This window comes from Leptospira ilyithenensis, from assembly GCF_004771005.1.
Taxonomy (GTDB): Bacteria; Spirochaetota; Leptospiria; order Leptospirales; family Leptospiraceae; genus Leptospira_A; species Leptospira_A ilyithenensis.
This window is the reverse complement of record NZ_RQHV01000032.1, coordinates 38,014-58,713: the sequence shown is the minus strand read 5'-3', so window position 1 is coordinate 58,713 and position 20,700 is coordinate 38,014. Positions and strand designations below refer to the sequence as shown.

Below are 20,700 nucleotides of genomic sequence, written 5' to 3'. Positions count from 1 at the left end.
AATGATTCAGGTGATTTGTTTTTTCCAGATTGTCAAGTGGCTAAAAATGAAAATTGGATTGCTTGTTTTTAAAAAACGATCTTTTCTATAAGTACCTATTTTGACATGAAAGCAGTTCTTACTTGCACTCATTGCCGTGCGCAGCATCACATTTCAGAAGCTAAGATCCTTGGAAAAAAAGGAAAATTTTTCTGTAAGTTTTGTCGTTTTGAAAATAGTTTTAATTTTAAAAGTACCAATGCCCAAATCGGTTCAGCGTTTTCTTATAATCTAAACTTCTCAGGTGATTTGCCTACAAATCCTGTCATCGGTTGGTTTGAAGGGAAAAAATACGAAGAATTAAGTTTTTGTTGGATCGAGGATAAATTGGAAATTATTCCTTCTTCCGCCGGAAATTTGAAAAAGGACTTATCTATTTCTATTCTTGGTTTGTCATATCCTAGAAAAATCAAAGGTTTCCGATTTGATGTGATTCCCGGGGATCCGGGCAGCCCTCAAAGGCAGATTTTAGGACTTAGAAATTTTTCCACTAACTCCAGTTATAGACTTTCTATAACCGTAATTGAAGAAACGGAATCCGCAGTCACAGGACTTATCTATCTGGCACTTCCCGATCCGGATAAAACGTATTTGTACGGGCGTTATAAAGCGGAAAAGATGCATATCATCAACTTTCTGGAAAACGGTAGCTATGATAAGAATCTTCCGAGTTATCTGTCTAACTTTGTTTCTGCAAAAGCCTATTCGTTGGCAGGAAGCATTTTATATCTTCAGGAATGTTTCACTCGACTTACGGAAGAAGAGAAATTACAATTACTCGAACTTTTGATTGAATCCTGGGTAGTTGATTCTTCTTCGGATTCTCATAAGTTCAGTTTCTCTGCTGAAAATGTGGTATTCAACTTTATTTTATCGGAAAAGAAGATGATGGAATCTCTTGTCTTTTTTCTTGCCAATCATGTATTGCCGTCTAACTCTATATGGGCGATCATTGAAGGTAAAATAAAAAATCATCCTTCTCTCGAGTTTGCGTTTTTACAGGTATTTAAAAAAAGATTTCCTGATGAGATCCAGAAGATTTCAGGAAATAATGAACAAACACCTACTGGTCCTTTGGAAAGAGACCCTTCCGTCGCCATCCAAAAGGATGATCATATAAGTCTTTCCGCATTATTGGATTCCGGTTTACCTATTGATTATCTGGTTGAGGATACAAAGGTAAATCCGTTCGGTTTTAATATTTTACATGAATCATTTTACGGGCTTGGTGCAAAGTGCGGACTTCTTCTATTGGAGAAAGGGGCAAATCCGAACTTTTTGGATAAAAACGGAGAAACTCCTCTCTTTAAAATTTGCCAAAATAATGAAATGGCGCTCAAAGACAAAGTCTTACTTCTCGATGCGATATTGCCTTTACACGCCAATGTTGATCATCAGTCTAACAGTGGTATGACGTCACTACATTGGTGTTCTATGTTTTGTGAACCGACTATAGCAAAAAAACTCATCCAGTCAGGTGCGAACATTCATCTCCTGGATAACCAAGGTTTTGCTGCATTGCATGAAGCGTGCAGATATGGAAATACATCCGTACTAGCTTTATTATTGGAAGCGGGCGCTGATGCAAAACTTTTGGGAAAAAATGGAAAAAGCGGAAGGGACTTTGCCACTCACGAACTTGAAAACGCGGAATTGGAAGGGGATGAGGAAAAAAAAGCCAAGTTTCAAAGGATTCTTTCTTTACTTGCAGTTTATGGTGGTTAGTTGGTTTCGTTTCTGCATAGATGATGATAATATGACATAATCAGGGAAGCGGGTCTTTAAAGCCCCCACCCTGTTTAGGGTTGGGGGGTGAGGGTCGTGGGCTGCAAACTCCCACCTAACACAACCCCGCTAAATAGTCCTCCCTTTCCCCGAACTCCTACAAAATTTTTCAAATACATTCGCCTTTTTGCCTTAGCTTAGGCAAATGTATTACCTTGTTTGATATTTTTGGTAACCGCCAATCTTATCAGAAAATACAATAACAAACCGATCGGCCCGAATAGAAAGGTAAGGATTTGGCAAGGAAGAACGAACCATCTTGAGACACCGAGAGACTTTGCATTTTCGATTTCCCAGGTTCCTATAAACAGATCAAAAGACAGATAATGAATCCAACCGGCGAGTAGGGCCCGGTCATTCATAAATAACTTTCTTACGTCTGTAAGGCTGCTAAAGCCGCCTTCCGCTTCACCAAAACTGGTTCCGATAAAGAAAGCATACAGTCCTCCGAAAGCAAGGGTTGAGATTAGGATTGTAGTGATGTTCTTTGTATATTTCCAGTTCGGTGCAATGATCAATATAAGCCAACCGATCACTGCAACCTTGCTTGCTATTTGAAATACCGTTTCTGGATTCATAAAACTTCTCCTGGTTTTGAAATTTGTTTTTTTAGTTTAAAATTCGAGACAATCAAAATGATTCCTAAAATGGAAAGAGACAAAGATGTCGAGTATGCAATTTGGAATTTAAAACTAGGGACGAACAGAGATTCACCGGCTAATGCTTGTATCTGCATTAGGATTGTCGTTGAAAGATATGAAATTCCGAACAGTCGTAACGATACAATATCCGAGAGATTCTTTTTGTATCCTTCTCTCATGGAAAAAATCCAAGCCAGGACTGAAAAAAATTGCATAGCATGCATTCCGAAAAAGTGAGGAACCCGCATATCACCCGCTACTTTACTCCATCCGAAAAAACTGATCCCTTGTCCGCCGTCCGCCCCTCCGAATGTATGACCGCCGCTTGCGGTAAATATTCCTTTTTGCATTTCAGCAATTTGTTCCGGTCTGGGCTCCGTCATAACAAAACCTAAGATCATTCCGTAGGCTGCGATTCCCAGTCCCCAAACCAGACTTTCTCTTAATAAAGGATGGATTCCTGATTTACGGATTACAAGGACTGCAATCAAAAGATGAGCAATCCAGAATATAGTGATACTAATTCCCATTAAGGAAAAAATAAAACCGTTCAAAGGAGTGCTTACGTTGAAATGGCTTTCTATACCTCTACCGGATTGGAGGTAAATGCATACGATTTCAAGTAGGGAAGTGACCGTGAGTATCCAAGACAAACGATGCGCGGATTTGTTTGAAAGTCCGGAAATTTGTAAAATCCATACCAACGTGAAGGAATAGAGAGCCACTGAGATTGAAAACTTGATCGGCTTTGTCCAAATCGGGACGGAAAGTATCATTCGTTCATCTAAGAAATACAAAGGAAGAAGAAAGACCAATGCAATTCCCATAAGCATCCCGTTTGCATATAACGGGTTTTTTCCTTTTGAGGCGAGGTTTGAAATAAAAGACATGGTTGACTCCTCTGCGTTTTGAATTCAATTTGATGTTGACAGTGTATATATGTAAGTAGTCGATGTCAACATAAAAAGTAGACACTGCAAACATTTATGAAAAAAAAAGAAAACAAAACTTCCAAACAGACTTCCGAGTCATACCACCATGGTGACCTAAGAAACATGGTTCTCTTGCATTCTGAAGCGATTTTAGAGGAAAAAGGGGTACAAGCCTTGAGTCTCAGGGATGTCGCTTCAGATTTAGGTGTAAGCCATTCAGCGCCTTACCGGCACTTTCCAAGCAAACTGGATCTTCTCTTTGCTTTAGCTACCCGCGGGTTCTCCGATCTGCGTGATGCTATGGACCTCGCGTGGAAAGAAAATGAAGGTGCTATCCCGAAACTGAATGCCGCAGGTGCCGCTTATATCCATTTGGTTCTTCTTCATCCCAGAAGGACGGAATTGATGTTTGGTGGAGAGGTGAATTGCGATATGGAACCTCCTGATGACCTGCAACAAGTAGGCAAAGAAGCCTATATGGGTTTATATAGAATTGTAGAGATGGGCCAAGCCGACAATGTTTTCAGAAATGATTTCACCACGGAAACCCTTGCTATGAGCGTTTGGAGTGCTGTGCACGGGTTTGCGGTGATTAATGAAAGATACTGGCGTTTAACAAAAACAGAAGAAGAGAGGGAAATCATACAAAAACAAATGAATTCTCTTTTGGAGATAGTAGTGCATGGGATTCGGATCAATCCGTAAAATAAATCACCCTGCTTGTAACTTTTGAAATCTCTCCTTTGTTTTCTACAACGACTTCCATTTCGATCGGGTAATCTTTTAATATCATTACCAAACCTATGCCTGAATGGTGGGGATCATTTTCATTCAATTCTAATTTTTGAATATAAAGATCGTCCAGATTTTCCGACTCGAAGATTTCCTTTAAATTGACTTCATAAGTGTCCAGGCTTTTGTCATTTGTGTAATTGATGACAACCATTTCAAAACAGCTGGTTCGATACGCTAACTCGAGATCAATATCCGCTTTGTCATTGTAGGAATATTTTGCAGCATTTTCCAAAAGTTCGTTGAACACAGTTGAGATGGAATTCACAATTTCCGAACTTCTCATTGCTTCCGGAGTTGCCGTTTCATTGGGAATGAAAGAAAACCCGTAAAAATAAGCAACAAAGTCGGAAAGAATCCCAATCCGTCTCCAGTGGGACATTAAGTCTAACGGTTTCAAATGAACCGAGATCCTGGAATCTGCTTCTGTTTTTAAAATGTCTATTGATTTTAGATTACTGTACTTTCGCATAATGCTCGTGTATAACGAAAATAGGATATAGTATTATTTCAAAGCCGCAAGCGCTTTTTCTAATGCAAATCGCATTAATCGTCTTTCTTCCAGATCTGTACTGATTTTATCAAAATGTAGCGGTTTCAGCAAGAATCCGTTACTGTCAAATTTAAGGAATGGATTTTCCTTCTTCTCTTGGTTTTCTTTTAAACCTATCACTTGGTAGGTTTCTATGGGAGTGTGAACACCTTTAACTACAATTTCCCCTTTCGGTCTGGTCTCGATAAATTCGTCTATCAGGGACTTAGTTGCATTGGAGATCAGTACTCCGCCGGGTTCAGATGCATGTTCCAGTCGGGAAGCCACATTCACAGGACCGCCAATGATGGTGTAATCCATCCTTTCATTGGTTCCGAAGTTACCAACCGTAACATAACCTGTATTAATTCCAATTCGACAAGTCAAGCTGTGGTTGATCCCCGATTTTCTCCAATACTCATCCAAAGCAGGAAGACTATCTCTCATCTCAATTGCCATTTTTACACAATTCAATGCATGAGCAGTATCGTTTTCGAAAACCGGTGCCCCAAAGAAGATCATAATGGCATCGCCGATAAACTTATCAATAGTTCCACCGTATTTGATGGCAATGGAGGACATTACATCCAGGTACTTGTTCAAACAATCGGAAAGAATTTCCGGTTCGATGGAATCCGTGATGGTTGTGAAGCCGACAATGTCCGAGAAAAAGATAGTGAGTTTGCGCCGTTGGTAAGAATTGATTGATGATTCGTCTTCTTTGGAACCGGTGATCATCTCATGGAGCTGAGGAGAAAGATATTTCCTCATACGATCCATAAACATTTGGATCTTTTTATTATTTTCCAGAAGTTCGTTTTCCACTTCCGTGGAATGATCTATAATGTTTTGGTAAAGTACTTCCAGCTCGGCATACTTGGCCTGTTCTTCCTCCAGCAATGCTTTTAGATCTTCGCTGCTCACAGGAATCTTAGACCTTTCTTTTCATTACCATTACGGTAATATCATCATACAATTGCATTCCGTCGATAAATCCGTAGATGTCTTTGTAAATTGCTTCGATAATGGCATCCGTAGTGGGAAGACCGGAATGTTTTTCCAAGGACTCAACCAAACGTTTGGAACCGAATTGTTCTCTGTTTGCATTTTCCGCTTCTGTGGCACCGTCAGTATAAAGAAGCATAATGTCTTTCAGGCCGAGCTCGATTTTGTGCTCGTAAATGAATTCGTCAATGGATTCCGTCAAACCGACTAACATACCATGATCGGTCGTATCGATGATCTCTGTCTTCTTTGCCGCCTGTCTGTAAATCAGAATGGTCTCATGTTGGCCGGCTGTTGTAAAAACACCGTCTTTATAGGAAAACAAGGATAGAGTGAGATTTCTAATGTCTTTCATCCTTATGTGAATATTTGAAAATAAGATAGAGTTAATGGACTTTAGAGATTCGCGTAAAGATTTGGTTTTTGCCTGCAAAGTTGTGATAAATGCAGATTGAGTCATAAGCATTACAACACCGGAAGCCAAACCATGATCCGTTACATCTCCTATACCGATATAGATCGTGCCGTCTTCATGAGGAATGACATCGTAGTAATCTCCACCCACTTCGTTAGCCGAATCCATTCTTGCTGAAATTTCCAATTCTTTGATTTCAATTAATTCTTCCGTACGAGGGAGAACCATCGCTTGGATTTGTCTTGCTACATCCAACTCCATTCCCAAACGCATGTTCTCTTCCAGGATGGCTTGTTTTTCCGTATTGGAAATCAAGTCTGCCTGTTCTTGCGTTGTACGTGACGTGTTTACGATTGCGTATAAAATCAAACCGCCTGTAACAATCATATAGAGCAAGATAAGAAAAATTCCCATCGGTACTGCATTGACTATGAAGAAGGAACCTTGCTCTTCCAAAAAGTGAGGTTTCAAAATATCCGACATCTCCATCAATTTCTCATTGAATTGGGACATCTGCGGAAAAAATACGATCGTTAATGCGGCATATTCAATGAATAAAACGATCAATGCGAATATAATTGTTTTCGTATTATTACGAATTGATGCCAATGCAATGAGAATGAAATAGACATAGACCATCGGAGCGGCATAAACCAAACTCGGGTTCTTTTGTGTATAAGCGCTGTACCCTGTAACAAACGTTAGAAGTGAGATTTCTAAAAAAGAGGAAAGAAATTTAAAAATATTTAAGTAATTGCCTGATTTTTTTAGGGAGTAATAGACGATAAAATTATAAGCAAGTAAAACTAAAATAGCAGCCAGTTGAAAATAGAACTCGATAACGGGTCTGCCCGATACGAGGCCGAGGGTGGCAAAGATTACTAAGAAGCCAAGGAAGAAGAAACGGAATTTCGTAGCGAACGTTTCCGCACGAAATTCACCTTGGTAAGCAATCTCTTTGAGTTGTGTTTTGTAGTAATCGGAGAGGACGAATCGGTTTTCGGTAGCGGGGGCTTGCGACATAGGTTACAGGTTTCTTTCTTTATATTTCGATATTGAGAATGAGGAAAATTAGCTAATAACGTCATACATTTTGCATAAATTGCAAATGATTTTTCATTTTTTTAGGAGGAACCGCAAATGGGTCAAATTCGGGTTCGGTTGGCGCAAAATTCAGAAGATCGGGAAAAAATTTTCCAATTACGTTATGATATCTATGTTCAAGAAATGAACAGAAAACAATCCTTTGCTGACCATGAGAAAGCTAGAATTCATGAACCGTATGACGACACTGGTCATTTATTTCTTGCCGAAGATGATGACCAGGTCATAGGAACTGTTAGAATCAACTTCCGCAAGGATGGGGAGCTGGAATGTGAAAACCTCTATGACATGGGTCATTTTCAGCCTTTCTACCCCAATCAAGTATCCATGTCTACCAAGCTTATGGTGCGTCGGGAATACCGTTCCTCTGCCGCAGCAAGTATGCTTTGCATGAAGATTTATGAACATGCCCGGGAAAATGGTATACTGATCGACTTTATCGACACAAACCCGCATCTCGTGCGCTTGTACAGCCAAGTAGGATACAGATTGTACAAAAAAAATATAGATCATCCTGATTACGGGAATGTGATTCCTATGGTCTTTCTTCTGGATGATCATGAATATTTAAGACAGATTCATTCTCCTTTCTTAAGACTTGCCAAAAGATATCCGGCGGGAACGGAACTTGCCGATTTATTTAAGGAACGGTTTCCCGATTACAGAGACATTCGGCCTCTTTTCTCCATGGAAGGAGAAGAAGTCTGGAGCAATATCGTTACAGATATGGCCCTTCCTCCCAACCAAGCGCTTTCTTTCCTGTTCAATTTTACGGAACAGGAAGCTTCCAAACTTCTTTCCATGTTGGATTTAATCGTTTATGAGCCGGGGGCCGTAGTGTTCAAACAAAACCAGGAAAGCCAGGGTTTGTTTTGTGTTCTGGAAGGTGCCGTATCCGTGCTTGTGCAAAAAGAGGATGGTTCCTATTCAACGATTGCCGTTTTAAACCAAGGGGAGATTTTCGGTGAACTGGGGTTTGTTGCCAAAACACAAAGAAATGCAACGATTGTTGTCCGGGATAAGGCCAAACTGTTGATTTTAACCCCGAACGAGTTTCAAAAACTGGAACTACAAAGCCCGAGTCTTGCGATGAAATTGTTAACGAACTTGTTTGTGATTTTGGGACAGAGATTCAATGAAATGTCCCGCCGCATGCTCGATTATCGTAGATTGTACGAGATGGGCGGTGTAGAGACGTAGAAAATTAATAATTAAGCTATTTCCAAAACAACCTGGTCCCAAAGTTTCTTAAAATTGGAGAGAGACTTGGATTGCCAGGATACATTCAAAGAACCTAATATTTTAATTTGGTAAGAAGCACTCTTTCTGGAATCAATAATGAACATGGACAGTGTGGTAATCCCGGAACTGTTCACAAATTGAAGCTCTTTGAAATCCATCGTCAAAGATACGCCTTGGCATAGTTTGGCGACATCACGTAAAAAGTTTTTAATTGGTTCGTATGCTGGTAAGTTTTGAAGTCGAATGGAACCGACGAATTTCACCGTTCTCGTCGCCTCGTCAAATTGAATGTGGTAGTCTAAGTCTTTGATTTCCATGAATTTTGCGCCTGGTTATATCTCTTCTACGTTGATGATGGCTCGCACCGTTATTTCATGAGTATCGGCATCAATCTCATTGAAACTGTAACCGAACCGGACAGGATAGTCTTTCAACATCATGAGAAGTCCAAGTCCTGACTTTGTGTCGCCATCTTCTTTCGATTCTAAAGTAGAAAAATAAAGCTCTTCTACGTTTTCCGCTTGTAGTTTGCTCACGAATGCCTCAAAGGATTCGCGAAGGTTTTTGGAGGCGATGTTGGAAACATCCACCTTCAAAAGATTTCCGTAATGTTTTAGCTCGATTTGGATGCGTCCTTCTCTCGCTTTGGAAAACTTGGATGCGTTTTCCAATAGTTCATTGATAATTGTAGAAAGTGAATTCGCTTTGGTATCACTTGCTTCATAACAATAAGAATAAAAACCGGCAACAAAATTGGCAGTAAGACCGCATCGACGCCAGTAGGTAGTCATATCAATTGGCTGAAAGATCAATTTTAACTGCCCGTCAGCTGGCAAATTGTCTGGTATCGTTTGAAATTCACCGATTATTTTCGGTACTTTCTCGTTCAAATTCCGCCTCCGTTATTTCCGATACAAATGAGTTTCTAATTTCAATGAAAAACGTACACGATTGGACATGTACTCCGATTGGCAACGAGAGTATACATCCTGCATACCGTCCGGGTGCCCCATAAATGATAACATAGACCAACCTGTCATCATTCCTAAATGAATGGTCGGGTAATCTAATTTCGGTTTGTCGTCATTGCCATCGTTACTCGCAATGAAGTCGGTTCTGGCTTCCAAGGTCAGGCCCAGGTCTTTGGCAAAGCCCGGAACCTTTTCCATCACATACCTATCAGCAGGATGGATTTCTGCGTGTTTTGCAACCATTTCCAAAAGAACGGGAGGCCCTTCGAAAGTTTTATCATTGGGGCAGGTGATGAGTAACTTTCCACCAGGTTTGAGGACTCGGTAGAATTCTTTCATTACCTTTTCAGGCTCTTGAATATGGATGAGAACCATGGAGTTAAATATAAAATCAAAACTGTTGTCCGGGTAATCCAGATTATGCAGATCGCAAACCTTCCAATCTATTTTGGGGTAGGAGAGTTTGCAATATTGAACCATTTCTTCCGAAATATCGCATGCGGACCAAACTAGGTTCGGGTTTTTTTTGGTGAGAAAACTAGCTAAAATTCCCGGACCAGCCCCGGCGTCCAATCCCTTGCCTGACTCTTTTTCAAAATGTATAGAATCAAAGAAAGGATCCAGAAGCAAACGAAACAAGTTTGCTTGAGCGGAGAGTCTGGGCATCTCGTCATGGATGGAAATTTTTTGTGTATAAAAGTTTTCGCTCAAAGTTAAAATCTCAAATCAAACGCGATCTAGCTCTAGAAAAAGAATCCTTTTTTTTTAATTTGGTCAACTGAATTCTCAAAGTTTTTTCGCCAAATCGTTATAATTGTTAAGAATAGACCAATTCCCGTAAAAAGACAAGAAAAATTAGGAAATCGAACCCTGGAAGGCGTATCAAAAGGATCGTTTAGCAGTGGCTAAACTCTCTCCTTACGTTTTTCTAAAAACAAGGGAAGATTACATCCTTCTAAAGAGTTCCGAAAAAACCTGAATCCAGTATTTAAACGGCTCTTGTCTGAATATTTGTTATGTCTCATCTTATTTTGGCACAAATCGAAAGCATATCCTTTCAAAAATAGTCATTCCACCGATTTTGCGACGACTCCATCTATATCGGGTCCATTTGTATACGCGTGCGGGTACACATAGCCGGCAGAAGTAGCGGGGTTTGTAACTGCAGTTGCAGATATCATTTTAATATATTTGAATCCGTTCGTTTGGATATTGGTCTTTGCAGTGTTATTGCAAGCAGGGTTTACTGTGTCCGAGTCACTCAAATCGTCCAAATTGAATCCGTCACCGCCACCTGTAAGGAAACCGCTTCCACTAGCGGTAAACAGTTGGTCCAAAGTGAATAATTTCGAAGTCATGTTGTAAATTACAGGGCGAAGGCCGCCAAAACCGGGCCAGTAAGCGATTTTATTATTGTCGGAGCTCGGAAGACCTCCTCCGAATCCGCTTAAATTAAATCCGCAATATATAGAGCCATCGAAGGAAACTTGAACCACCATCGGGTCAAACGCATAACGATCGCTAGTGTCACTGATCTTGAACGGGTTTTCGTAGACGATGAAATCCGTTCCGGAAACATTTTTTACCGTTTTTCCTCCCCAAGAGAGGATCATTGTAGCACCTGCTCCCGTTAGGTTAAGTGAATACACATCGAGAGAGCCGGATGTTTCTCCACCACCGCAGATTCCGTTGATGGCTTTTGTAGGATCGTTGAATCCGCTCACTGTAGAATTTGCCGAAACTACGGTAGTTGCAATCGGGATATCGGAAGGTAAAGAGGAAGGCGGACAGGTACCGGTGGCAGAGCTGGTAGAGGATGTTTGGGTCAAAAGTAACAATGGTAGTAAATCGGTTTCATTATTCTTTTTTTCCCCCGAGCAAGACAGAAAGAGAATTAGTACAAGTAAATGAATTAATTCTTTAAAGAATGATTTGATTTTAAACTTCATTTTTTTTCTCCGAATGACCCTGTTTTACAAAACAGGGTCAAAAAATTTAGCTTAGTTCCAGCTTGTTGGATTGGAAGATACGAAGAGAGCTTTACTCCATCCGAATCCACTGCATCCGGTTTTAGTCGGATCTGTAGAACTATATGTCGACAGATTGGCATTTTGAGCTTCCGCTAAAGTTGCAAAGTTGGGAAACACAGTGCAATAGTAGAAACATTTTGTAGCAGAGTTTTCACAACCGGTAGAAGTAGGTTCGGTCCAAAGAACTTTCGTGTATTTACTCGGGCTGAATGAATCAGTCGGTGTATATTGATAAATCAGAGTTCGTGCAGAGCTATCAGCAGATATGATTCGCGTATAACTTGAACCAGACGCCCATACTCCGAAACCTGTCGGGTCCTGTGCGATGGAAACATTTGATGTGAAGCTTGTGCAAGTTCCACCGCTGCAAAATCCGCCTTTCCAATAGCCTCGGATTTCTATTAAGGAATTAAGAATTGAGGATTGACCTTGTGCTTGTCCTTGTTGTTGACCGATAAAAAGACCTGTTAGCAAATTCGAGTCTGCATCGGATTTGTTTACTTTTCCTGAATCACAGGCCGTAAAAAGAGAAATTGCCAACATAGCAATCGTTAGTTTTAAAATTGTTTTCATTTAGATTCTCCTAAATCTTTTTTTGAATTTAGGGGAACGCCATTTGGAAATAGGTATATCTTCGTTGTTAAACGAGGAGCCTTGACTTCTAAGTAAGAGAGAGTAAGTAACTTTTTTTCCATTCGGGTGCCCCGATTTAGCCTTCGGGGCCCCTTTACCTATGTCTCTAGAATAGAGTCATAGGTAAGTGTGCAAAGTTCCCATACCTCGGAGTGTTCTTTGCGGGGAAGATCTGGCTTACCATCTAACGAAGCATAGGCTTCATTGACGTATCACAGTTGCGGGTCAGCACAGGGATTGCACCTGTTTCCTCCCTGAAGGATAAGGCCAGATTCGTAACCATACAGTTTTCTGTCAATGTTCAAAATCTAATTAGATTTTGTTTTATCAGAAAGAGATTTTAAGAATGTTACGATGGAATCAATTTCCAAATCGGTCATCGGCCGGCTCATTTCATATTGATTCATTCTTGTTACCGCTTCTTTTAAAGTTCTAACGCTTCCGTCATGAAAATAAGGAGCGGTCAATGTTACGTTACGAAGGGGAGGAACTTTAAAAAAAGATTTATCGTCTTGATTTCCGGTAAACTCGAATCTGCCCAAATCACTCGGATTATAGGAATAAAAAGAATCCAATTTTTTAAACTGAGTGCCGCCTAACAGATATCCGTTATGGCAATTTGTGCAACCCAGATCCAAGAAGGTTTTTAATCCTTGTTTCTCTTCATTATTCAGTGCACGCAAATCCCACTCTATAAAATCATCAAATCTGGATTTGGAAATCAAAGATCTTTCGAAAGCAGAAATAGCTTTTCTCAAAGAATCGATACTGATTGCAGGTGAATCGGGAAAAGCGCTTTGAAATAAGGACGCATAATCGGAGTTATTTTGTAGTCTCAGTAATAATTCCGCTTCCGAAGGCAAAGCCATTTCCAATGAATCGAGAAAAGGCGCTACCGCCTGATCGAATAAACTTTGTTTTCTTCCGTCCCAAAAAATAATAGGAAGATACCCCACGTTGAGAATCGTCGGTGCATTTCGTCTTCCTTCCTGACCGAAGGTGCCACGGGATGTGGATTGACCGTCCATGCCCGCGGAATTTCCATTTAACGGGTGACAGGTGTGGCAGGATTGAACATGATTGAGAGACAAGGTATTGTCTCTGAAAATTTTGTTTCCTAATGTGATCTGTGCCTGAGTGTCCGATTCCGAGCCGGGAGTATTTGCCGGCAATAACCCGATTTTTGCCTTGGCTTCCGCTTGGATTTCCGCTCCGCCGGGCAGTTGGTGCAGATAGGCAATCAATAAGTTTGTACTGTCATTACCTTGATTTTTGCTTCGTGTCGGATCAGGGTTACATGCTGAAAATAAACAAACAAGAGTTAACGACAGAAATATTTTGCAAAACTCTTTGTTGGAATACAACTTCATTTCCAGAAACATAGTAACCAAACAGAGAAAACTACCTAAAATGGTCAAATCATCTTTCTGTCCAATTTTCGATCGTTTACACATTTTGGTGTAAGGATCAGTTTTTTTGTGGAAAAAATTTGCAACCAAGTCACTTTAATTCGTTCGAACGATAGTAATAGGAAGGATAGAGCTTTGTATTATTTAGGCAGATTTCTCGGATTGATATTTATGTGGGCGCTTGTCAAGCCTATGCGACAGATTTACGGACGTAAAAAATGTACGTATGAAAATGAGCATATTCTAAAAGATTTCAAGGGCAAGTCTGTGATTTTGGTTGCCAATCACATCAAACCAAGAAATAAATTTTTGCGTATGGTCACTATGCCTTATGATGCATTTATGATTCGTGCCATGTTAAAGAGACATGGTATTTATACTACAGCGCTTACTAGTTTTGACTCTGGCAAAAAGGGGAAAAAAACTCCTGCACAAATCAGAAAGGAACAATTGGTAAAAGGCATCGTTACTTCTCTTGACCTAATACCGATTAATCGGAATCAGAGCGATCCTGAAACTATCAAAGAGGTTAAGAGGCGCATCAACCTTGGCAATCTCGGCTTGGGTATCTTTCCCGAAGGGACTTGGTTTCGTGGTTTTCGTAAATCCAGACGTTTGCAAGGTGGAATGGCGGTTCTTAGCAAAAGATACAATCTTCCCATTTTGCCGATGTACATTGAGGCTTATAATTTAAATAAACCACTTCGCATCACAATTGGAAATCCGATTTGGGAACCGATGGATGCAAACTTGGTAATGGAATACATTGCCAAAGAGCTTTTGCGGCTGAAAGAAAGAAGAGCGATCGACGTTGGAGTTGATGTAGAGATTGCGGGGAAGGGGAAATAAGTGTGGATTTTGGTATCCCCGCCCTGAATTGGGAGGGGTGAACCACCCGCCACCCAATGGGTTTCATTTAGCATATATCAGGCGATGTTGCAATCTTCTTTTGTAACTTCGGAAATTTTTTGATTTTTAGTTCGCCTTTTTGCCTCTAACGAAGAATGGCTCGTTAGAATGTGTGGTACCTCCCACAAATTCTAACGAGGTGAAGTCCCTTCGAGCAGAGTTTTAAAATAAGAAATCCCTTCTTCTATTGGGTTGTCGCTTCCGCGTCTTTTCTTCAGCATCCCCGTCATATCCAAAACCAAAAGCCCGTACATCCAACCCCACATCATCCGGGCAATCGCAGGATATTCTTTTTTGGGATAACGAATCTCTCCCAATTCAAATCCTTCCCGAAGAGTTTCTAAAAAGAAACGATAACTTTTAGGAAGCTGAGGAAATGCCTTTCTATGTACTGTGTTGTAATCCGTATTGAACATAACTTTGTGAAGTTCTCTGTTTGTACTCGCAAAATAAAAATAAGCGCGGGCAATCGCCGCCAATTTTTGAAAAGTCGTATTTGCGTTTTCATCCGGGATGGATCTTCGTAACATTCCCAGTAGTTCGTCTTCACCGTGTTTGATGAGATCCTTGAGCAGGTCGACTTGGTTTTCGTAATAAGAGTAGGGACTCGCCACACTGCAACCGAGACGATGTGCAATCTTACGCATGGAAAGACCTTCCAATCCTTCTTCCCGAAGAATCAGAAGGGAAGTTTCGCGGATTTCTTCCCGCGAAAGGCTATTTCGAATACGACGTGTACGGTTACCTAATTTCACTAAGGAATCACTACTCTACTTAGATTTTATTTTAAATAGTGAAATGGGAACAAGCCTAATTTCTTATAAAACGGATTTGTGAATTATTATTCTATGAAATCGGAAATGGATATTTCTCGGAAGCACCCGCTAGTTTACATTAACATATGTTTGTATTTCAGGAAGAAAGGTCGAATATTGAATCACTTATATCCGCCCCTTCACTAAATCCCTTAAGATTTTGATTAAACTCCCAGAGCGGAAATCCTTTGAAGCAATCCGGAATCCGAGGAAACAAGACCCTCTTTGATAAACCGGATTGCTTTTTCGATCACATCAGGAGAACGCAGAATCATTTTATGGCCTAGTCCTTCCGTTGAGATGAGCTCTGCAGATTTCCATGACTTTACTACTTCTTCGCCCTTCGAATATGGAACTTCGGTATCATCTTTATCATGAATGACTAAAAGTTTTGTATTCAAATTTTTTCCAAGTTCGGCGGTATTCAAACGTTTTAAAGAAAAATTAAATCTTTTTTCTATTCTTACCCTCATGCTTTCCATAATATTGAAATCGAAATTCATATAATTGCAAAATTCATATCTGAAATCTTCCAATTGTAATGGCGGAGCAATATAAACAGCTCGTTTTACTTCAAGTCCCGTTTCCATCGCTAAGGTTGCGATCGCTCCTCCGAAAGAGTGAGTGAGAAAAGCATAAGGTACGCCTATAATCTGTGTAAGCTGAGTCAAAGCTCTAGCGGAAAGTGGCAAACTGCTATACCTTCCTTGGGAAGCACCATGACCGGGAATATCAAAACTGACTATGGAATAACCTCCAGCTAGCAATGGTTCAACGAACCTGGTTAAATTTCCGCTATGACCATTCCACCCGTGAATCAAAAAAATCAATTCACCCCCTTGGTCCCAATGCCAGTAATGAATTTCCCTGTTACCCATTTGAAAGGTTTTTTCCATTCCGGTGGCTAGAACGTCTTTTTCTTTTCGGGAAGGAAACGATCTTGTAGGTGTAAAGAAGAGGTTCTCAGCTACTGCGCCAAAAAATTCAGGTCTTCTTTTTGCAAAATCCAATTTCCTCTGAACTTGATTTGGAAAAGATCGAACGTTCGTGCTTATTTCTAATTCCATAATTTACTCCTTATATTTGAAATTGCATCTGTAATGTTTTAATTTATTTTTTTGATTTTCATTGTGCCAAAGATCTCTGAATCAGTTCTTCGAAACTTGCTTTGGCCCTTGCTTTTGATTTCGCATCTTGGAAAAACCGATGGTAGAGTTGAAAGCCCAGTACGATTCCCCATAGTTCTTGGATAAATAAATCGGATTTGAATCCGGGTTTTAGGATTTTGCTCTCTTTGACTTCGGATAAAAATCTTTCGATTAACCTCAACAATTCCAATTCCACTTTCAGCAGATAATCTCTTACGACTCCCGGTTTGTCATCGTAGTTGGAAAGACTTCCCAAAACCACGCAACCTCCCGGCAATGCATCTCCTCCGACCCAATCCAACCAGGCAGCAAATAAGGTTCTGATTCTTTTGAGACCGGGCTCCGACTTCAGTGCAGGATAGATAACGTTTCTTCGAAACATTTCCGATCCGACTTTTAGCACTTCGATTTGAAGGGTTTCTTTGGATTGGAATTTACCGAAAATCCCGCTTTTGGACATATTCAGATCTTCCGCAAGAGTTCCTATGGTAAGCCCATCCAAACCTTCCTTGCTTGCGATTTGGACGGCACGGTTCAAAATGACGGATTTTGTTTCTTCGCCCTTGCCCATATTTCAATACGAACGATCGTTCTTTTTTTGTCAAACAATTTTCACATTTCCCGATCGGATTTCTCCTTTTGATAAAAAAACGCCCTTTTGGTTCTCTGGGGAGGGAACCAAAAGGGCATCCAGTGATGAGTCAAAATATGATTCTATTCAGTTACGAATATAATCCAAAGTTGTTAGAAGGCGCCGTTGACTTGCAGATAAGCCATCCCTCCGTCGGTTGCCGCCTTATGTTTTCCCAATATATAGTTGGGGTTGATCCCGAAGCTATTGCTGTTCGCATCATAAGTGAAAAGAGCATTTCGGTAGTTGGTAATTGCACTGCCTGCACGGAGATAGCCTACACCCATCCATATGGATACGTTATCGTTGATTTTACCCATCCAGGTTAAGTCGATCTCGGTATAGATATGTTTTCCCAAAGAATAACTTTGAGTGTATACGTTGTTGGTATAACTTTCCGTACTTCCTTTTGCTGTATCAACGGGTGAAGAATTTGCGGATCCGATCGTTGATACGGAGTTAGCTGCACCGCTGACTGCATACCAAGCATCTTGTTTTTGCGCTTTGTCATTGGCAAAATAGGAAACCTGAAATGTTCCGTATTCGTCGGTTTTATAAGAGATACTTGCACCTTTTGAGATCAGGTTTTTGGTATCTATGTTTTCCGAAATCCCCGCGACAGTATTGAAATAAGGAATCACACCGAATCTTGGGTTGGATAAAGTTTGGAACGTAGAAGCACTGCCATCGGAACGGTTTGCATCTCCGGAAGCATATTGAATCTGGCCGCCAATTCGAAGTTTTTCGAAGAAGGTATAACCTGTTTGAGCGAAATGAAATTGCCCCGTATATTTTTCCCTTTCCGTTTTTAAGTTTTGGTAAGCGGTAGGTAGGTCATAGCCTAACATTTTTTCCCGGATTCTTTTTCCTGTAAAACCTGATTGCCAGGCACTTTCCAAAGTCCAATCCCAGGAAGATCCTTTGGGCAAATTGTTGTTTTCAGTTCGATTGGTTAAACGAAATCCCGCAGTGTACAATTCTTCATTTTGTTTGGAACGATTCATGGCAAGAGGATCGTCTGCGGATGCATTGGGGAGATTGGTCGTGGTGTTGTATGTATTGGGTTTCCATTTGCGAACTACATTGATGCTGTAGACATCCGCAGTCACTGCATCCAGAATTTTGACCGAGCTATAAGTTCCGAATAATGTGGTATCTGTTCCTTTGGATGCGGAATTGAGAGTGGGATCGTTTGCGGAAATAACTCCGTTCGTTCCGCTTTGGGTCCAAAAAGGTCTGGCTGCAAACAGATGGACTTTGAAATCTGAACGTTCCAACATGATCCTTGCACCGTCATAGGACAATCCGTTGATCGTCCAGTTACCACCACCTATCATCCGTTGGTCGCCATAGGCCCAAATCTGGCGGCCTACTTGAACTTTGATATCCAGAGGAAGTTTTTTCAGCATGAGAAACGCTTCTCTGATATCAGTGCTATTCAGAGCTGCATTGCTCTGTCCTGCGGCAATTTGAGTCGGAGTGTTATTGAAAAAATTGGCCCGGATGTCTCCGGAGGAGGCGGGAGCTTCCCCTCCCCAAACTCTTGCATCCTGCACTGTTACTTTTGCAGATACATAAGGACTAGGATCAAATAGAAAGAAAATGGAAGTGGTTTGAACGGCTCTATCTATCACTTCTTTATTGGATTTATCAAAATTGAGATTGTTTCTGGATTCGAAACGGGGACGAAGATAAGCACCCACTCTCAGAACATCGTTGATCCAGAGAGATTCGGATTTGTTGACCGACTTGGCAAGTTCAGGCTCCACAAACATATGTCTGGCAAATTCCGGGTCGATTCCTTTCTCTATCATGGGGGATTTGTATTTTTCTTTCGCAGGCGGCGCTGTTGTTGCCGGTTCTTCTGCGCCCAAGGAAAGAGTGCAAATCAGTAATGCACATAGAATAATGCCGGGAAAAGAGAGCGGGGAAGGAATTTGTTTAAGATTCATTGTATCTCCAGAATTATAAAATTAGACAATCTGTTTTGTCCAAAAATATAAACTTAGACAAAGTTATTGTACTTGTATAATTTTGCCAAACTTTAAAATCAGTCGATATGGGATGGCTCGGAACAAAATGAATTGGCGAAATAGGATTTCACTTTCCTTATTTGCAATTTTCTCCATGAGCTGTGGGGACTTGGGACCAAGCGGGGAGTTTGATCAAAATATATCCAAGCAGGTTGAATATCGTTACGATGGTCACCTGAGCCTTAAGTCCTGTTCCTTGGATTCCATCGAGGAATTGAAGCGGGTTGAATGGCACAAGAACTTGGGTAGCTCCGTTCGTTCCAGAAGAAACCCCAGGGGAAATTGGCTTCGTTTTACTTTATCAAATCCTTCCGAATTGGTTTTGAAAAGAACCATTTTGGTTCAGTGGATCAATGTCCCTGTAGCCGAACTTTGCTCCGAGTCTAGAACAGGGGAAACAGAGGATTCCTTCAGCGGGTATTCTACCGAGTCAGGCCTTTTTGGATTATTATCCCCTTATCCTCATTTCAATATTGATCTTTTACCAAAAGAAACCAGAACATTCTATCTACGAATTGAATCGAATGAAGACTTAAATTATCCGATTCGGTTGATGTCAGGAACCGGTTATTATTGGTTTAAGCAGTTTCGCTGGACTGGTTTTATACTTTTATTCATTATGATGGCTGTCTTTCTGGTTTGGGCAGGGATCAATTTTCGCAAGAAACAAAGATTTGTTTATATCGGTTTAAGCATTCATTATAGTTTATTCACTCTGCTTGTTTATTTCATCCACGGCAAAGAGTTTGCGGATGTTTTCGGGAATGAAAACAATCTGTTTCGTCATGCTTATTTTATTTTACTTTGTCTGAATCATTTTGCTTTTTCCGCTTATCTACTGTTATGGGATCATTTTCAATCGGGAAATTTGACTAGCTCCAAGACATTTTGGCTTACTTCTTTATCCGGTCTCGCTTACCTATTGGTTCCCGTTTCTCAGTTTTGGTACGAACATCGTATCTTGTTACTGTCCTTCGTATTCGGATGGATGATTTTTTATTTTGTAAAAAGCCATTTTGCGTTAATGATTTCCAATCATCGGAATAAACTGGGTTACGTAACTTCTTGGGGAATATTTCTGTTTTTCTTTTTTCTGATGACTCTTTTTCATTTTGATTTTTATCCTTATCATTTTTTCACAAACTTCGGTGCAATCTTCTATCTTCCTTTTTTCACATCATTTGCATTTTTACAGGTGGACAAAATGGAAACAGATACTTCACAAATCATTAAAAAATCGAATTTAACCCAGATCGATGTGGTTCAGGTTACTTCCGATTTGAAAGAGATGTTGGAAAAGGATAAGATTTTCCTTTCGGAAGATTGCAACGAGGAACAAATTGCTCAATCTTTAGGAATCGGATATCACCAGTTAAGTGAACTTGTAAATTCGGAATTCAAAATGAATTTTCCTTCTCTGCTGAATTATTACAGAGTTTTGGAATCGAAACAATTATTATTACAAGAACAAGGTAAGAATATTTCGGATATAGGGAGAGAGGCTGGGTTTGGATCTCGGTCTGCTTTTTATTTGGAGTTTAAAAAACAAACCGGTATCAATCCAAATGAATACCGCAAACAAGAATTAGGGCAAAAGACAAAAGTTAAGCGAATTAATTAAGAAAAAGTAAGTA

Annotated in this window: 20 protein-coding genes; 5 read left to right on the top strand and 15 right to left on the bottom strand. The window is 40.4% G+C overall.

Features of this window, described 5'->3' with window-relative positions:
- Positions 1-288: 288 nt before the first annotated feature.
- Positions 289-1,764: an ankyrin repeat domain-containing protein gene (locus EHS11_RS04470; RefSeq protein ID WP_167884349.1), complete on the top strand. Its 1,476-nt coding sequence runs from the start codon at positions 289-291 to the stop codon at positions 1,762-1,764.
- 197 nt (positions 1,765-1,961) lie between these two features.
- Here EHS11_RS04470 and EHS11_RS04465 read toward each other — a convergent pair whose 3' ends face one another.
- Positions 1,962-2,402 (bottom strand): ABA4-like family protein, encoded by a 441-nt coding sequence (locus tag EHS11_RS04465; protein WP_135763211.1) that lies wholly within the window; start codon positions 2,400-2,402, stop codon positions 1,962-1,964.
- Entirely contained in the window at positions 2,399-3,355 is a 957-nt protein-coding gene (locus tag EHS11_RS04460; protein ID WP_135763210.1) for a hypothetical protein, read from the bottom strand. The genes EHS11_RS04465 and EHS11_RS04460 overlap by 4 nt, the downstream gene beginning before the upstream one ends.
- A gap of 96 nt (positions 3,356-3,451) precedes the next feature.
- Here EHS11_RS04460 and EHS11_RS04455 point away from each other — a divergent pair, with 96 nt between their 5' ends.
- Entirely contained in the window at positions 3,452-4,102 is a 651-nt protein-coding gene (locus EHS11_RS04455; RefSeq protein ID WP_246047592.1) for a TetR/AcrR family transcriptional regulator, read from the top strand.
- Here EHS11_RS04455 and EHS11_RS04450 read toward each other — a convergent pair.
- Genes EHS11_RS04450 through EHS11_RS04440 form a run of 3 tightly spaced genes read right to left on the bottom strand, consistent with a single transcriptional unit; the run spans position 4,092 to position 7,164 of the window.
- Positions 4,092-4,661 (bottom strand): slr1658 superfamily regulator, encoded by a 570-nt coding sequence (locus EHS11_RS04450; RefSeq protein WP_135763209.1) that lies wholly within the window; start codon positions 4,659-4,661, stop codon positions 4,092-4,094. The genes EHS11_RS04455 and EHS11_RS04450 overlap by 11 nt on opposite strands.
- A 33-nt stretch (positions 4,662-4,694) precedes the next feature.
- Positions 4,695-5,645 carry an adenylate/guanylate cyclase domain-containing protein gene (locus EHS11_RS04445; protein WP_135763208.1) on the bottom strand — a complete coding sequence of 317 codons (951 nt, stop codon included), beginning with the start codon at positions 5,643-5,645 and terminating at the stop codon, positions 4,695-4,697.
- Between the two features lie 7 nt (positions 5,646-5,652).
- Positions 5,653-7,164 carry a PP2C family protein-serine/threonine phosphatase gene (locus tag EHS11_RS04440; protein ID WP_135763207.1) on the bottom strand — a complete coding sequence of 504 codons (1,512 nt, stop codon included), beginning with the start codon at positions 7,162-7,164 and terminating at the stop codon, positions 5,653-5,655.
- A gap of 117 nt (positions 7,165-7,281) precedes the next feature.
- Here EHS11_RS04440 and EHS11_RS04435 point away from each other — a divergent pair, with 117 nt between their 5' ends.
- The gene (locus EHS11_RS04435) at positions 7,282-8,445 is read left to right on the top strand and encodes a GNAT family N-acetyltransferase (RefSeq protein ID WP_135763206.1); all 1,164 of its coding nucleotides are present in this window, start codon (positions 7,282-7,284) and stop codon (positions 8,443-8,445) included.
- A gap of 11 nt (positions 8,446-8,456) precedes the next feature.
- On the opposite strand, the gene EHS11_RS04430 is transcribed toward EHS11_RS04435, so the two are convergent.
- From EHS11_RS04430 to EHS11_RS04405, 6 genes are all read right to left on the bottom strand, one after another.
- The gene (locus tag EHS11_RS04430; protein ID WP_109022073.1) at positions 8,457-8,804 is read right to left on the bottom strand and encodes a slr1659 superfamily regulator; all 348 of its coding nucleotides are present in this window, start codon (positions 8,802-8,804) and stop codon (positions 8,457-8,459) included.
- Between the two features lie 15 nt (positions 8,805-8,819).
- Positions 8,820-9,377 (bottom strand): slr1658 superfamily regulator, encoded by a 558-nt coding sequence (locus EHS11_RS04425; RefSeq protein ID WP_135763205.1) that lies wholly within the window; start codon positions 9,375-9,377, stop codon positions 8,820-8,822.
- A gap of 12 nt (positions 9,378-9,389) precedes the next feature.
- The gene (locus EHS11_RS04420) at positions 9,390-10,169 is read right to left on the bottom strand and encodes a class I SAM-dependent methyltransferase (RefSeq protein ID WP_246047590.1); all 780 of its coding nucleotides are present in this window, start codon (positions 10,167-10,169) and stop codon (positions 9,390-9,392) included.
- Between the two features lie 356 nt (positions 10,170-10,525).
- Positions 10,526-11,407, bottom strand: a complete 882-nt coding sequence (locus tag EHS11_RS04415) for an LIC_13355 family lipoprotein (protein WP_135763204.1) — start codon at positions 11,405-11,407, stop codon at positions 10,526-10,528.
- A gap of 51 nt (positions 11,408-11,458) precedes the next feature.
- Positions 11,459-12,061: a hypothetical protein gene (locus EHS11_RS04410; RefSeq protein WP_135763203.1), complete on the bottom strand. Its 603-nt coding sequence runs from the start codon at positions 12,059-12,061 to the stop codon at positions 11,459-11,461.
- A 368-nt stretch (positions 12,062-12,429) separates the two neighbouring features.
- Positions 12,430-13,575, bottom strand: coding sequence for a cytochrome-c peroxidase (locus tag EHS11_RS04405; RefSeq protein ID WP_246047589.1), 1,146 nt, complete (start codon positions 13,573-13,575; stop codon positions 12,430-12,432).
- A 24-nt stretch (positions 13,576-13,599) separates the two neighbouring features.
- Between EHS11_RS04405 and EHS11_RS04400 the strand changes: the two genes are divergently transcribed.
- Positions 13,600-14,379 (top strand): lysophospholipid acyltransferase family protein, encoded by a 780-nt coding sequence (locus EHS11_RS04400; RefSeq protein WP_342775414.1) that lies wholly within the window; start codon positions 13,600-13,602, stop codon positions 14,377-14,379.
- 191 nt (positions 14,380-14,570) lie between these two features.
- On the opposite strand, the gene EHS11_RS04395 is transcribed toward EHS11_RS04400, so the two are convergent.
- The 4 genes from EHS11_RS04395 to EHS11_RS04380 form a co-directional block, all read right to left on the bottom strand.
- Entirely contained in the window at positions 14,571-15,194 is a 624-nt protein-coding gene (locus EHS11_RS04395) for a TetR/AcrR family transcriptional regulator (RefSeq protein ID WP_135763201.1), read from the bottom strand.
- Between the two features lie 224 nt (positions 15,195-15,418).
- Positions 15,419-16,321 carry an alpha/beta hydrolase gene (locus EHS11_RS04390; protein ID WP_135763200.1) on the bottom strand — a complete coding sequence of 301 codons (903 nt, stop codon included), beginning with the start codon at positions 16,319-16,321 and terminating at the stop codon, positions 15,419-15,421.
- A gap of 58 nt (positions 16,322-16,379) precedes the next feature.
- Positions 16,380-16,973 (bottom strand): TetR/AcrR family transcriptional regulator, encoded by a 594-nt coding sequence (locus tag EHS11_RS04385; RefSeq protein ID WP_135763199.1) that lies wholly within the window; start codon positions 16,971-16,973, stop codon positions 16,380-16,382.
- Positions 16,974-17,146: 173 nt separating this feature from the next.
- Positions 17,147-18,985, bottom strand: a complete 1,839-nt coding sequence (locus tag EHS11_RS04380) for an alginate export family protein (protein WP_135763198.1) — start codon at positions 18,983-18,985, stop codon at positions 17,147-17,149.
- Positions 18,986-19,112: 127 nt separating this feature from the next.
- On the opposite strand from EHS11_RS04380, the gene EHS11_RS04375 reads away from it, so the two are divergent.
- Positions 19,113-20,687: a helix-turn-helix domain-containing protein gene (locus tag EHS11_RS04375; RefSeq protein WP_167884348.1), complete on the top strand. Its 1,575-nt coding sequence runs from the start codon at positions 19,113-19,115 to the stop codon at positions 20,685-20,687.
- Positions 20,688-20,700: the final 13 nt, after the last annotated feature.

Bases quoted from the DNA above. Each gene is read 5' to 3' on its own strand.
- EHS11_RS04440 (WP_135763207.1), bottom strand. From the start codon at position 7,164: ATGTCGCAAGCCCCCGCTACCGAAAACCGATTCGTCCTCTCCGATTAC.
- EHS11_RS04460 (WP_135763210.1), bottom strand. From the start codon at position 3,355: ATGTCTTTTATTTCAAACCTCGCCTCAAAAGGAAAAAACCCGTTATAT.
- EHS11_RS04455 (WP_246047592.1), top strand. From the start codon at position 3,452: ATGAAAAAAAAAGAAAACAAAACTTCCAAACAGACTTCCGAGTCATAC.
- EHS11_RS04430 (WP_109022073.1), bottom strand. From the start codon at position 8,804: ATGGAAATCAAAGACTTAGACTACCACATTCAATTTGACGAGGCGACG.
- EHS11_RS04380 (WP_135763198.1), bottom strand. From the start codon at position 18,985: ATGAATCTTAAACAAATTCCTTCCCCGCTCTCTTTTCCCGGCATTATT.
- EHS11_RS04385 (WP_135763199.1), bottom strand. From the start codon at position 16,973: ATGGGCAAGGGCGAAGAAACAAAATCCGTCATTTTGAACCGTGCCGTC.
- EHS11_RS04410 (WP_135763203.1), bottom strand. From the start codon at position 12,061: ATGAAAACAATTTTAAAACTAACGATTGCTATGTTGGCAATTTCTCTT.
- EHS11_RS04465 (WP_135763211.1), bottom strand. From the start codon at position 2,402: ATGAATCCAGAAACGGTATTTCAAATAGCAAGCAAGGTTGCAGTGATC.
- EHS11_RS04435 (WP_135763206.1), top strand. From the start codon at position 7,282: ATGGGTCAAATTCGGGTTCGGTTGGCGCAAAATTCAGAAGATCGGGAA.
- EHS11_RS04405 (WP_246047589.1), bottom strand. From the start codon at position 13,575: ATGTGTAAACGATCGAAAATTGGACAGAAAGATGATTTGACCATTTTA.
- EHS11_RS04415 (WP_135763204.1), bottom strand. From the start codon at position 11,407: ATGAAGTTTAAAATCAAATCATTCTTTAAAGAATTAATTCATTTACTT.
- EHS11_RS04375 (WP_167884348.1), top strand. From the start codon at position 19,113: ATGAATTGGCGAAATAGGATTTCACTTTCCTTATTTGCAATTTTCTCC.
- EHS11_RS04450 (WP_135763209.1), bottom strand. From the start codon at position 4,661: ATGCGAAAGTACAGTAATCTAAAATCAATAGACATTTTAAAAACAGAA.
- EHS11_RS04390 (WP_135763200.1), bottom strand. From the start codon at position 16,321: ATGGAATTAGAAATAAGCACGAACGTTCGATCTTTTCCAAATCAAGTT.